Origin of the sequence: Streptomyces spongiae (assembly GCF_009377185.1) — a bacterium.
Classification (GTDB): Bacteria; Actinomycetota; Actinomycetes; order Streptomycetales; family Streptomycetaceae; genus Streptomyces; species Streptomyces spongiae.
Map to the genome: position 1 here is coordinate 1 of NZ_VJZC01000322.1, position 11292 is coordinate 11292.

At 71.1% G+C, this 11292-nt stretch carries 13 protein-coding genes; 5 read left to right on the forward strand and 8 right to left on the reverse strand.

Going from position 1 to position 11292, the window contains the following annotated elements; genetic code table 11:
- Nucleotides 1-3: 3 nt before the first annotated feature.
- The gene (locus FNH08_RS32215; protein ID WP_322725862.1) at nt 4-372 is read right to left on the reverse strand and encodes a GntR family transcriptional regulator; all 369 of its coding nucleotides are present in this window, start codon (nt 370-372) and stop codon (nt 4-6) included.
- 95 nt (nt 373-467) lie between these two features.
- On the opposite strand from FNH08_RS32215, the gene FNH08_RS32220 reads away from it, so the two are divergent.
- Together FNH08_RS32220 and FNH08_RS32225 are read left to right on the forward strand one after the other, a co-directional pair.
- On the forward strand, nt 468-1388 hold the full coding sequence (locus tag FNH08_RS32220; RefSeq protein WP_152775066.1) for a GNAT family N-acetyltransferase: 921 nt from the start codon (nt 468-470) through the stop codon (nt 1386-1388).
- Nucleotides 1369-1947 (forward strand): DUF402 domain-containing protein, encoded by a 579-nt coding sequence (locus FNH08_RS32225; RefSeq protein WP_152775067.1) that lies wholly within the window; start codon nt 1369-1371, stop codon nt 1945-1947. Before FNH08_RS32220 ends, FNH08_RS32225 begins: the two co-directional genes overlap by 20 nt.
- Here FNH08_RS32225 and FNH08_RS32230 read toward each other — a convergent pair.
- Nucleotides 1936-2568, reverse strand: a complete 633-nt coding sequence (locus FNH08_RS32230) for a class I SAM-dependent methyltransferase (protein ID WP_152775068.1) — start codon at nt 2566-2568, stop codon at nt 1936-1938. The two genes, FNH08_RS32225 and FNH08_RS32230, sit on opposite strands and share 12 nt — an antisense overlap.
- Before the next feature lie 143 nt (nt 2569-2711).
- Between FNH08_RS32230 and FNH08_RS53255 the strand changes: the two genes are divergently transcribed.
- The gene (locus FNH08_RS53255) at nt 2712-2846 is read left to right on the forward strand and encodes a hypothetical protein (RefSeq protein ID WP_152775069.1); all 135 of its coding nucleotides are present in this window, start codon (nt 2712-2714) and stop codon (nt 2844-2846) included.
- Between the two features lie 27 nt (nt 2847-2873).
- Here the strand turns inward: FNH08_RS53255 and FNH08_RS32240 are convergent, their stop codons facing one another.
- The 3 genes from FNH08_RS32240 to FNH08_RS32250 all read right to left on the reverse strand — a co-directional run bounded on the left by FNH08_RS32240 (nt 2874) and on the right by FNH08_RS32250 (nt 6160).
- The gene (locus FNH08_RS32240) at nt 2874-3323 is read right to left on the reverse strand and encodes a GNAT family N-acetyltransferase (protein WP_152775070.1); all 450 of its coding nucleotides are present in this window, start codon (nt 3321-3323) and stop codon (nt 2874-2876) included.
- A 235-nt stretch (nt 3324-3558) separates the two neighbouring features.
- Nucleotides 3559-4419: an esterase/lipase family protein gene (locus FNH08_RS32245; RefSeq protein ID WP_152775071.1), complete on the reverse strand. Its 861-nt coding sequence runs from the start codon at nt 4417-4419 to the stop codon at nt 3559-3561.
- Nucleotides 4420-4603: 184 nt separating this feature from the next.
- Complete coding sequence (locus tag FNH08_RS32250; RefSeq protein WP_152775072.1) at nt 4604-6160, reverse strand: FAD-dependent monooxygenase; 1557 nt, start codon at nt 6158-6160, stop codon at nt 4604-4606.
- Nucleotides 6161-6244: 84 nt separating this feature from the next.
- On the opposite strand from FNH08_RS32250, the gene FNH08_RS32255 reads away from it, so the two are divergent.
- Both FNH08_RS32255 and FNH08_RS32260 read left to right on the forward strand, forming a co-directional pair.
- Nucleotides 6245-6880: a TetR/AcrR family transcriptional regulator gene (locus FNH08_RS32255; protein ID WP_322725863.1), complete on the forward strand. Its 636-nt coding sequence runs from the start codon at nt 6245-6247 to the stop codon at nt 6878-6880.
- Nucleotides 6881-6982: 102 nt separating this feature from the next.
- Nucleotides 6983-7681 carry a LuxR C-terminal-related transcriptional regulator gene (locus FNH08_RS32260; protein ID WP_152775073.1) on the forward strand — a complete coding sequence of 233 codons (699 nt, stop codon included), beginning with the start codon at nt 6983-6985 and terminating at the stop codon, nt 7679-7681.
- On the opposite strand, the gene FNH08_RS32265 is transcribed toward FNH08_RS32260, so the two are convergent.
- The 3 genes from FNH08_RS32265 to FNH08_RS32275 form a co-directional block, all read right to left on the reverse strand.
- Nucleotides 7662-9317: a sensor histidine kinase gene (locus tag FNH08_RS32265; protein ID WP_152775074.1), complete on the reverse strand. Its 1656-nt coding sequence runs from the start codon at nt 9315-9317 to the stop codon at nt 7662-7664. The two genes, FNH08_RS32260 and FNH08_RS32265, sit on opposite strands and share 20 nt — an antisense overlap.
- Nucleotides 9314-10063, reverse strand: coding sequence for a response regulator transcription factor (locus FNH08_RS32270; RefSeq protein ID WP_152775075.1), 750 nt, complete (start codon nt 10061-10063; stop codon nt 9314-9316). Before FNH08_RS32270 ends, FNH08_RS32265 begins: the two co-directional genes overlap by 4 nt.
- Before the next feature lie 233 nt (nt 10064-10296).
- Complete coding sequence (locus tag FNH08_RS32275) at nt 10297-11214, reverse strand: streptophobe family protein (protein ID WP_228034483.1); 918 nt, start codon at nt 11212-11214, stop codon at nt 10297-10299.
- Nucleotides 11215-11292: the final 78 nt, after the last annotated feature.

An 11292-nucleotide genomic window follows, 5' to 3' on the forward strand; every position in this document is an offset into this window, starting at 1 on the left:
CCCCTACCCCCCGTAAGCCGCCCGCAACGCATCCCGAACAGCATCCATCGCATCCAACTCGCTCAGCCCCAGCCTCCGCACCCGCTCCGCATACACCTGTGCCGCCGCAGCCCCCTCCCGCTCAGCCGCCGAGCCCGCGGCAGCGACAAACGTTCCGTTGCGCCCCCGCGTCTCGATCACCCCGTCCGTCTCCAGCGCACGGTAGGCCTTGGCCACGGTGTTGGCGGCCAGCCCGAGCTGCTCGGCGAGCCCCCGCACGGTGGGGAGCCGGTAGCCGACCGGCAACGTCCCGGAACGGGCCTGGTCGGAGATCTGCGCGCGTACCTGCTCGTAGGGCGCGGTCCCCTCGGTGATACGGATCTTCAAGGTCACGGACCGATTGTCCCGCACCCGCCCGGACCGATCACCCCGTACCCGCCGGAAAATCGGAGGCATCCGCCCGTACCCGCCCCGTAGCGTGCGATCACATGACAGTGATCGTGCGCGACTTCCGCCCCGAGGACGCCCCTGCCTTCGCCGAGGTACGGCGGCTGGCCCTGCCCGTCCTGATCTCCACCGCCGAGTCCGTCCTCCACGACGTCGCCCAGGCACACCCCGACGCCCACTACCGCCCTCTCGTCGCCGACGAGGACGGCGAGCTGATCGGCACGGTGCAGTTGGGGCTCGCCCACGACAGCCCGGTGCCGGGCCAGGGCTATCTGAACGTGTACGTGCACCCGAAGCGCGAAGGCCGCGGCGCGGGCACCCTGCTGGCCCGCACCGCCGAGGAGCGGCTGACCGAGCTGGGCGCGACGGCACTGTTCTGCTGGGTCCTGGACACCCCGGACAACCGCGCCTTCGCCGAGCGGCGCGGTTACCGCGCGAGCCGCTCGGCCCGCTTCCTCCGCCTCGACCTGGCGCACGCCACCCTCCCTCCGCTCGCCGCGCCACCCCCCGGCGTCGAACTGCGCGCCGCCGCGGACTTCGCCGACGACCCGCGCCCGCTGTTCGCGCTGCACGCGGAGACGACGGCGGACGAGCCCAGCGACATCGACGCGGAGCTCGACGACTACGAGCAGTGGCTCCGCGACACCTGGCACCACCCTCTCCTGGACCACGAGCTGACCACGGTGGCCGTGGTGGACGGCACCCCCGCCGCGTCCACCTCGGTCCGCACCGACGGCCTGGGCCGCTACTTCACCGCCATGACGGGCACCGCGCGGGCCTTCCGCGGCCGGGGCCTGGCCAAGCTCGCCAAGAACGCCTCGCTGCACCGCGCCCGCGCGGCGGGCTGCACGGAGGCGTTCACCGGCAATGACGCGGCCAACGGGCCCATGCTGGCGATCAACACATGGCTCGGCTACGAGGTGTGCGCGAAGGAGGTGCGCTATGTCCGCGACGTCGGCTGACACGACGGACGGCCGGAACCGGGCGACGGGCTGTCCGAACCGGGCGACAGGCCGCCGGAACCAGGTCCTGGACGTCGTCCTGGTCAAGGCCGGGCGCACGAAGATCCGCTACCCCGCCGAGCTGCTCCACGACGACGGCACCCGCGTCACCGTACGCGCCCCCTGGGCGGGTGACGGAGTCCGGGACTTCGGCTTCGTACGCTTCGAGCCGGGCGACGTCTTCACCGAGCACTACTGGCGCGACCGCTGGTACGCCGTCAAGGAGGTCCGCGACAGCGCGGGCACGCTCAAGGGCTGGTACTGCGACATCACCCGCCCGGCCACCGTCTCAGCCACCGTCCCGGCCGCCCCCTCCGGCACCGAACTCCTCGTCGAGGACCTCGACCTGGACCTGTGGCGCTCCGCCGACGGCAGCACCGTACTGCGCCTGGACGAGGACGAGTTCGCGGCGAGCGGTCTGACTCGGACGGACCCGGAGGCGGCGTCCGCCGCCGCGGCCGCCCTGGACGAGCTGGAGGCTCTGGCCCGCGAGGGCGGTTTCGAGGCGCTACTGGAGTGACGGCCGAGCCACCACCGCGTACCGCTCGTCCTCCACCTCCCGCCCCCACAGCCGGGCGTCGTCCGAGAGCGTCTCCACGCGTATGTCCCCGGCGAGAGGCGCGAGCAGTCCGGTCAACCGCCGCGCCGGTATGCCGACCGGGCTGACCGTCCCCCACACCCCTTCGACCAGCACCAGCCGCCCTCCGGGACGCAGCAGCCCCGACCATCCCCGCAGCACGCGCTCCGGGTCCGGCAGCGCCCACAGCACATGGCGGACCAGGACGACGTCGAACCGCTCCTCCCCCACCGGGGGCGCCGCCGCGTCCCCGACGAGGAACACTGCGGCCCGGCCGGCGAGTTTGGCGCGGGCCAGGTCGACCATCGCCGGCGAGAGGTCGACTCCCGTCACCCGGTGTCCCCGCTCCGCGGCGAGGAGCGACAGACTGCCCGTCCCGCAGCCGAGATCCAGCACGTCGGACGGGAGCGCGGGCAGCCAGGCACCCAGCCGCTCGGCCCAGGCCCGCCGCACCTCGGGGTCGCGCAGGCCGTGGTCCGGCTCGTCGTCGAAGGTGACGGCCTCGGCGTCCCAGTCGACGCCCGGCGGACTCTCGGGCATCCCGCTGTCACTGTTCGTAGTCATTCCGCAAGAGTGACACGCGCCACTGACAACCGAATCGTGACAGCCACCACTGACAGACCCGGGCCGATGAGGAACCCTCCCGGAAAGGGTCTACCTCCGCACGAACGACGAACGCGGAAACCGGTAGGCACAAGGAGGCAGCCATGCGCCGTATGACCGTGCAGAAGCCCCTGAAGAAGACCGACTCCCGCCGTGTGCGGGACGAGGCCGACGAGCGCCCGGCAGGGCGCCCCGAGGTGCGGAAGGACATCGCTCGCACCTGGTGGCCGGACGGCTGAGCAGCCGCCAGTCGGTCCAGCCGCCCGTCAGTCCAGCCGCTTGCGGTAGTGGATCCGGTCGTACGGCCCGTCCGCGCGACGCTCCACGACCTCGTACCCGAACCTCGGGTAGATCTTCTGGTTCTCCCACATCAGCGCGTTCGTGTAGAGCCTGACCTCGGACAGGCCGAGCACGCGCGCGTGGGCGTCCACGAACTCCAGCAGCCGTCGCCCCACGCCCCGTCCGTGCGCGTCGGGGTGGACGGCGACGCTGTCGAGGAACAGATGGTCCTCGTGCGCCTCGACGACCACGAGACCGATCACGGGATCTCCCGTGACGAACACCCGCCCCGCGGCCACGTTCGCCGCGTGGTCCGCCCCCATGGGCACGGGGGTCACCCCGATGCGCTCGACGTACGGCGTGAACGCGGCGTCGGTCACGGCCTTCACGGCGGCGACGTCGGCGGCGACGGCCTGCCGGATCCCCTCGTCGTTCATACCGGGCACGCTACCTACCTGAGCGCAGCCTGAGCACTTCCTTAAGGCGAGCATAAGGATCTCCCTCACCCGCCCCCAGCAGGCGATTTCGCGGTTCCTTGGGGCTAGTTTCAGATCGCCCCCACGGGATTCACCCCACGGCCCGAACCGGTTCGGATTCCGGGTTCTGTCCGGCGGCTCAGGCCGGACAGAACCCGGAGAAACACAGAACCCGGAGAAACACCGTGCACACGTGTCAGCCCAGCACCGAAAGGCATGTCGTCGGTGTGGCGTTGGCCGGGTCCAGGGCGTTGGTCACCTCGTGGAACGCGATGCGGTCGAGAAGCCCGATCGCGGCGTGCTCGGAGAGGTCGGACGCGCACAGGTCCTGGATCACGACGTTGCGCACGTTCGGTCCGTCGAGGAACTGCGACCGGTACGGCGTCACCACCTCGTCGTACTTGGTGGCGATGACCGTGTACTTGACGCCGGGCACGGTGTCGCCGCCCGCGTTGAGCTTGGTGAGGAAGGCGGAGCCGGTGATCTGGTCCGCGAGCGCGGGCGTCGCGGTGGAGAGGAGGTCCTCGGCGCCGGGGAAGTAGTCGAGCAGTTCGGTGAGGCCGCCCAGGTTCGTGCCGTGGCTGCTGGGCGCGATGCCGACGAGGGCGTTCACCTCCGCCGCTCCGCCGAGGAACTTGAGGTAGTAGCGAGGCATCATGCCGCCCTGCGAGTGACCGACGAGGTCGGCCTTGGGTGCCCCCGTCGCGGCGAGCACCTTGTCGACGAAGGCGTCGAGTTGCTCCGCCGACTTGTCGATGGGACCGAGGCCGCCCAGGAGCGGGACGCCGGGCAGTTGCCCGTAGTCGAGGGAGTAGACGCAGTAGCCGCGGTTCACCAGGTAGGGGGCGAGCGCGAGCCAGTTGTCGACGGAGTTCGCGAACGTTCCGTGGACGAGGACGACGGGACGGGGGTGGGCTGCGGAGGGTTTGCAGGAGTAGTCGTTCCAGCCACGGCTCGGGGCGGCGGCCGCCTCGGCCGTGGCGGCGGGGACGAGGGTGGCGGCGGAGGCCAGCAGCAGCGCGGCCAGCGGTCTGAGCACTCGCTTCCAGGGCAGCATCGAGTGATCTCCTTGCGGCTCAAGGGAGTTGCGACGACATACGCCCTGTGATCCGGATCACGAGGATGCTGTTCACTCGTCAAGTTACGGGCGAGTAGGTGAAGTTGGAAGTTACGCGTCAGTAAAAACTTCCAGTGACAGTTGCGATCCACTGGTGCGCACCGCTGGACATGCGATAAAGGGGTTACCGCGACACAGGAGCTACGAGGTCGGCGAGCGCGTCGAGCACGGTGTCGCCGGAGACGGCGGAGCTGTCCGAGGCCCAGCAGACGTAGCCGTCGGGACGGATGAGCAGTGCGGCGGCGCCCACACCGTCGGCGCAGGTGGCGCGGACGAGGTCGACCCGTGGCGGGAGCCGGAGGTCGGCCGGGACGGTTCCGGCCAGGTCGAGCAGGACGGCGTGCCCCGAGCCGAACAGCGCCGACAGCCGGGTGGGCCCGGCTTCGGTGACCAGGTCGGTGTCCGGCACGCGTTGCCCGGTGAGCGGGTGCTCCCCGGACAGTTCGTAGCGCAACGAGAGGCCGGACACCAGTCCCGCGATGTGGCGGTTGGTGTCGGGCAGGCGCAGCAGGTCGATGAAGATGTCGCGCAGGGCGGCCACGTCCTCGCTCGGGTTCGGACCCGCCAGGACCCGCTGGGCCGACGTGTGATGCAGGACCTGGACTCCGACCGGATGCCGTTCGGCGTGATAGCTGTCCAGCAAGCCGCTCGGCGCCCGGCCCTGGACGGCCGCGGCCAGTTTCCAACCGAGGTTGAACGCGTCCTGTATGCCGAGGTTGAGACCCTGGCCGCCCAGCGGCGCGTGGATGTGCGCGGCGTCTCCGGCGAACAGGACACGGCCCGCGCGGTAGTGCTCCAGTTGTCGCGTGGCGTCGGCGAACCGGGAGGAGCTGTCCACGGCACCGAGGACGGTCTCATGGCCGTACACGGCCTGCAGCGCGGCAGCGATCTCGTCGGAGGTGACGGGGGTGTCGCGAGTGGTGGAGTCCACCTGCTCCGCGCGCCCGAAGGTGAACCGGTACCGGTCTCCACCGAGAGGGACCAGCATCGCCCAGTAACCACCCGCATGACGAGTCAGACTGACCATCTGCCCCGCCTGCCCTGCCTGCCCCATCCGCTGCGTCTGCTGCGGCACCAGCGACGACACGGCGGACAGGCGGATGTCGGCCAACACCCCCTGATGGGTCCCGGACCTACCGGGAAACGGCAGTCCGAGCAGTTTCCGCACCGTACTGTGGCCGCCGTCGCACGCCGCCAGGTAGCGAGCCCGCACCCGCAGACCGTCCGCCGTCACGACCACGCCCCCGTCGTCCGGCTCGACCCCTGAGACGGCAGTGCCGCGCAGCACCCGCGCGCCGACGGCGATCGCCCGCTCTTCGAGCACTTCCTCGATCTCCCACTGGGCGATCGCGATCGGGACGGGGTGCCCGGTTCGCCAAGGGGTGCAGTCCAAGGGCACGGGCAGGATCGCGAAGCGCCCGCCGACCGGATCACGCGGCATGGCCCGCCGCAGCAACGGCTCCAGCAGCCCGCGCGACTCCAGCAGTTCAGCGGTGCGGGGCTGGATCCCGCCGCCCTTCACCTGCTCGATGCGCTGGGGCAACTTCTCCAGCACCAGCGTCTCGACACCGGCCAGAGCCAGTTCGTACGCCAGCATCAGTCCGGTCGGGCCGGCACCCGCGACGACGACCTCAGTCGTGCTCTCCGTCAACACCGTCACTCCTTCACTCCTCCTCGTCATCTCGTCTCTCACATCTCACCTCGGAGTAAATGTATACCAGGTGCAGAAATCGTCTCGGAGTAGTTTTCTGCTACGGTGAGCGCCGTGGACGGCAAGCCAGGGCTACGGGAACGAAAGAAGCAGCGGACTCACGCGGCGATCTCCGACGCGGCGATCACGCTGTTCCTCGAACACGGCTTCAACCAGGTCTCGGTGGCCCAGGTGGCCGAGGCGGCCGAGGTGTCCAAACGCACGCTCTTCGCCTACTTCCCGACCAAGGAAGACCTCGTGGTGCACCGCCTCGCCGACCACGAGACCGAAACCGCACGCGTCGTACGGGACCGCCCGTCCGACACCGTCCCGCTGACCGCGGTGCGCGAGCACTTCCTCAAGGGGCTGATCGAGCGGGACCCGATCACCGGGCTCAACGACCACCCCCAGGTGCGCAGGCTCCACCGGATGATCCTCGACGCGCCCTCACTGGTGGCCCGGATGGAACGGTTCAAGACCGGCGCCGAACGCGCACTGGCCCAGGCACTGCGGGAAACGGCCGACACTCCGGAACTCACCGCGCGCCTGGCCGCCGTCCAGATCGTCGCGGTCCAATGGGCGCTGGCGCAGGACAACGCCGAACGCCTGGCGTACGGGGAGCCGGCCGACGAGCGCTACGCGGGTGCGGTGGCCGACGCGGAACACGCGTTCGCGCTGCTGGAGAACGGATTGCGGCACGTCTTTATGTGAACGAAACAGTTTCGTTTACATAATGGGGTTGCGACTCCCCCACACGTCTCGTCGATGACGTGACGCCGCAGACGTTTCCCCGCCCAACAGGGAGGACAGGCCATGGTCTCCGTTCTCGTCGTCAACGACCAATCCCTCCAACGCCTCGCGCTGCGCATGCTCCTGACAGCAGAGCCCGACCTGACCGTGGTCGGGGAAGCCGTGGGTGGGGACGAGGCGGTCCGCGCGAGCACCGCGCTCCGCCCTGACGTCGTCCTCATGGACAGCCCCCTGTCCAGGCCGGACAGCATCGACACCGTCCGGCGCATCGCACGGCCCCCGCGCCTTGCCCGCACTCCCGAACCCGCCGACGCGGAAGCGTTCACATCCCGCGTCCTGGTTCTGACCGCGCCCGGCCAGGAGACATACGCCTACGCAGCCCTGCGCGCCGGAGCCGGCGGATTCCTCCTCAACAACGCCGCCACGGACGAACTGACCGCCGCCGTCCGTGTCGTGGCCGCCGGAGACGCCGCCCTCACCCCCGGCCTGACCCGCGCGCTCATCGAAGCCGTCCGACAACAGCACACCGTCCGCCCCCTCCCCCGCACCTCCGGGCTCGACACCCTCACCGGACGGGAGCGCGACATCCTCGTCGCCGTCGCCTCCGGCTGGTCCAACGCCGAGATCGCCGAGTGGCTGTCCATCGCCCCGACCACCGTCAAGAGCCACGTCAGCAACATCCTCGCCAAGATCGGCGCCCGCGCCCGCGTCCAGGCGGTGGCCTTCGCCTACGAGTCCGGCCTCATCCGGCCCGCAGCCTGACGCCAGGCGCACCCGACGGGCTTGTCGGCGTCGACTGATCAGTTCGAGGGAGAGGGAGGAGGATCCGGAAGGTGGCGCCCCGGCCGGGGGCCGAGTCGACCTCGACGTGTCCCGCGTGAGCCGTGACCAGGGAGTGGACGATGGACAGGCCGAGGCCGGCGCCTCCGGTGGCGCGGGTGCGGGAGGTGTCGGCGCGGTAGAAGCGTTCGAAGATACGGCCGCGCTGTTCCGGGGTGAGACCCGGGCCCTGGTCGGCGACCTCCAGGACGGCGTGGTCGCCGACCGTACCGACGCCGATCCTGAGGGGCGTACCGGTCGGTGTGTGCGTGACGGCGTTTCCGACCAGGTTGGTGACGACCTGTCGCAGCCGGGCCTCGTCGGCGAGGGCCGGTGCGGGGGCGGGCGGTCCGTCGCCGGCCGGGCCGGTCAGCGTGACGGTGCGGGCCGGGTCCAGGGCGCGTACGTCGTGGAGGGCGTCGGCGGCGAGAGTACGCAGGTCGGTGGGGGCGAGGTCGAGGCCCGGCGGAACGCCGGACCCACGGAAACCGGAAGGGCCTCCCATGGCCTTCAGCGCGTGTTCGTCGAGGCGGGCCAGCTGGAGCATGTCCTCGACGAGCCGGGTGAGGCGCTCGGACTCGCGGGCGATGCGGTCCATCGTGGCGTCGATCTCCGCCCGTTCGGCGAGGACGCCCATACGGTGCAGGTCGGTCAGCCCCTTGATGCCGGCGAGCGGGGTACGCAACTCGTGGCTGGCGTCGGCGACGAACCGGCTCATCCGCGCCTCCGACTCGGCACGGGCGGCGAAGGCGCCCTCCAACTGCCCGAGCATGCCGTTCAACGCGGCCGCCAGACGGCCCAACTCCGTGTTCGGACCGGCGAGTTCGGGAACGCGGCGGGAGAGGTCGCCGCCCGCGATCTCGGCGGCGGTCTGCTCGACACGGGACAGCGGGCGCAGCCCGGAGCGGACCGCGAACCAACCGGCCACGGCCAGGCTCGCGAGCAGGCCCAGCCCCGTGCTCTGGTAGATGCGCCACATACGGTTCACCGTGCCGTCCACCTTGGCCATCGTCGTCGCGACGAGCACGCTGCCGGAGGGGGAGGACGCCGTCACCGTGGCCCCCGGCAGACGCGCGCCGGTGGCCCTGGGCACGGCGATCACCCGCCAGCGCGTGTCGCCCGTCGTGCTGCCGACGGTGAACGGGCGGCCGTCGTGGGCGGTGACCGCGGCCGTGTCCATCCGGGGCAGTGCCGGGCCCCGCGCCTGACTGGTCGTGTTCGTCCCGGCGAGGGAGTCCACACTGGTCTCGACGGTGCCGTCCTTCCTGACGTACGTGATGACGGGATTGCCGAGGACATCCGTGCTGAAGTCGCTGAAGTCACTGAAGTCGCCGAGGCCCGAGGGCGGCTTCCGGGCAGCGCCGTTCTCCGCCGCGGTCGGCGGCACGAGGGCGAACACCTTGGCGGCAGCACGGAGTTGCGCGTCGACGCGGTCTTCCATGTAGCCGCGCAGGGCGTTCCCGGTGACCAGGCTGAACGCCGTGAACCCGGTCGCCAGCAGGGCCACGGCGAGCAGCAGCACCCGGCTGCGCAGGGAGGCCCGCACCCACACGGCACGGACCCGGCGGGACCCGGTCATGACTTGGGTCCGCGCAGTACGTACCCGACGCCGTGCACGGTGTGGATGAGCTTCGGGCCGCCGTTGTCGATCTTGCGGCGCAGATAGCTGATGTAGGTGTCGACGATGCCGGTGTCGCCGTTGAAGTCGTAGTCCCACACGCGCTGGAGGATCTGCGGCTTGGAGACCGTGCGGCCCGCGTTGGTCATCAGGTAGTGCAGCAGCCGGAACTCGGTGGGTGACAGGCGTATCGGTTCGCCCGCGCGGGTCGTCTGGACGCCGTCGGGGTCGAGTTCCAGGTCGGCCACGCGCAGCAGGGCGGTGGGGTCACCGCTGGTGCGGCGCAGCACGGCACGGATGCGGGCGATCAGCTCCTGGAGGTCGAACGGCTTGGTCACGTAGTCGTCGCCGCCCAGGACCAGGCCCTCGATCTTGTCCTGGGTGGCGTCACGGGCGGTGAGGAACACGACGGGGATGTGCCCGGCGCGGGGCCCCGAGGCGGGGCGGTGCTGCTCGCGCAGCCGCTGGATCACCTCGAAGCCGTCCAGGTCGGGAAGCATGACGTCCAGCAGGACCAGGTCGGGCGAGACCTCCCGCGCACGGTCCAGCGCCTCCTGGCCCGTACCGGCCGCAGCGACGGTGAACCCGGCGTGCCTGAGCGCCGCGCACAGCAGCTCACGCACGGTGGATTCGTCGTCCACGACCAGCAGGTTCACCTCCCCGGCAGTCGCCGCGCCGAAGTCGCCTCCAGCGCCGGTGCCGGGCAGGGCAGCACGCTCATTGGTTCTCAAAGGGGGCCTCCAGGCGACCGGGAACACACTCCCGGCCCCGCCACAGGCAGAGGGACACGGGGATACGGGGATACGGGGACACAGCAGAAGGCGCGCAGCCCGCGGCAGCCGGGATCCTGCCGGGCAGGATACGAAACCGGCCTGTCTCCACCACATAAAGCCCGCCGTCACCGCGCCCCAGCCCGTTGTCACCGCTCCTCAGCCCGTCGTCACCGCGCCTCGCGGACATCGCGCACCGCCGACAGGATGCTCCCGCCGAACCCGGCCAGCCCACCGGCGAGCAGTCCGAAGAGGACCGTCCGCAGCACGCTGCCGCTCAGCTCGGCCTGCATTCCTCCCATCTCGCTGCCGAACATGCTGATACCGAAGTGCCCGGACGCCCCCACCAGCCAGGCCGCCCCGCCCAGGACGACGGCCGTGACGACACCGAACCGCTCCGCCATGGCGAGGTGGCCGGCCAGCGGACCCCGGTAGGGAAGCATCGGAAGCTTGTGGCCGGGGTGCGTGGCGCGGGCCGCCCGGTAGGCACAGGCGAGCAGGATCAGGCCGGTCACCGTGAGGGCGACGAGCCACAGCGGCCATCCGCCCGCCGACAGGGACCTCAGGTGTTCGGTACGGTCGGGCTGCCGACCGCCACCCATCGCACTCGTGCCACCCGTACCGCCCATGCCGCCCATGCCGCCCAGGAGAGAGGCGAGCGGGTTGCTGCCGCCTTCGCTCCGCACCGGATGCACCGCGGCCGTCCACGAGGACCCGACGCCCAGTGTCAGGAACACGGCCAGGAAGTTGGGGGCGAGCAGCAGAGCGGCACCAGCCGCCGAGCCGGCGCGGCCACCGGCCACCGTCCCGACGACGGCCAGTGCCACCAGCGGTACGGCCGCCAGGACCAGAACCGTGCGGACCACGGCCGAGACACTCCGGCCCCACGACGCGCGAAACCCGTCCAGCGCACCGCCCAGCGGCAGCCGCACCCAACGGCTGATCAGACAGCCCACGCCGATCACGACGGCCACCCACAGCACCGCGCCGAAGCCGGCCGAGCCCGCGCTCACGTGATACGTCATCGCCGGCTGGGCCCCCGTACCACCGCCCATCAGACCGCCGAGCCCACCGCTTTCGCCGCCCATCAGGCCGCCCAGGCCACCACCGATCCCACCGCTCCCTCCGCCGAAGAGATCAGCCAGTCCACCCCCGCCGCCCTCGGC

Coding starts and splice junctions, on each gene's coding strand:
- FNH08_RS32245 (WP_152775071.1), bottom strand. CDS start 4,419: ATGCTGCCCTGGAAGCGAGTGCTCAGACCGCTGGCCGCGCTGCTGCTG.
- FNH08_RS32250 (WP_152775072.1), bottom strand. CDS start 6,160: ATGACGAGGAGGAGTGAAGGAGTGACGGTGTTGACGGAGAGCACGACT.
- FNH08_RS32260 (WP_152775073.1), top strand. CDS start 6,983: ATGGTCTCCGTTCTCGTCGTCAACGACCAATCCCTCCAACGCCTCGCG.
- FNH08_RS32240 (WP_152775070.1), bottom strand. CDS start 3,323: ATGAACGACGAGGGGATCCGGCAGGCCGTCGCCGCCGACGTCGCCGCC.
- FNH08_RS32225 (WP_152775067.1), top strand. CDS start 1,369: ATGTCCGCGACGTCGGCTGACACGACGGACGGCCGGAACCGGGCGACG.
- FNH08_RS32275 (WP_228034483.1), bottom strand. CDS start 11,214: ATGGGCGGCGAAAGCGGTGGGCTCGGCGGTCTGATGGGCGGTGGTACG.
- FNH08_RS32265 (WP_152775074.1), bottom strand. CDS start 9,317: ATGACCGGGTCCCGCCGGGTCCGTGCCGTGTGGGTGCGGGCCTCCCTG.
- FNH08_RS53255 (WP_152775069.1), top strand. CDS start 2,712: ATGCGCCGTATGACCGTGCAGAAGCCCCTGAAGAAGACCGACTCCCGC.
- FNH08_RS32220 (WP_152775066.1), top strand. CDS start 468: ATGACAGTGATCGTGCGCGACTTCCGCCCCGAGGACGCCCCTGCCTTC.
- FNH08_RS32230 (WP_152775068.1), bottom strand. CDS start 2,568: ATGACTACGAACAGTGACAGCGGGATGCCCGAGAGTCCGCCGGGCGTC.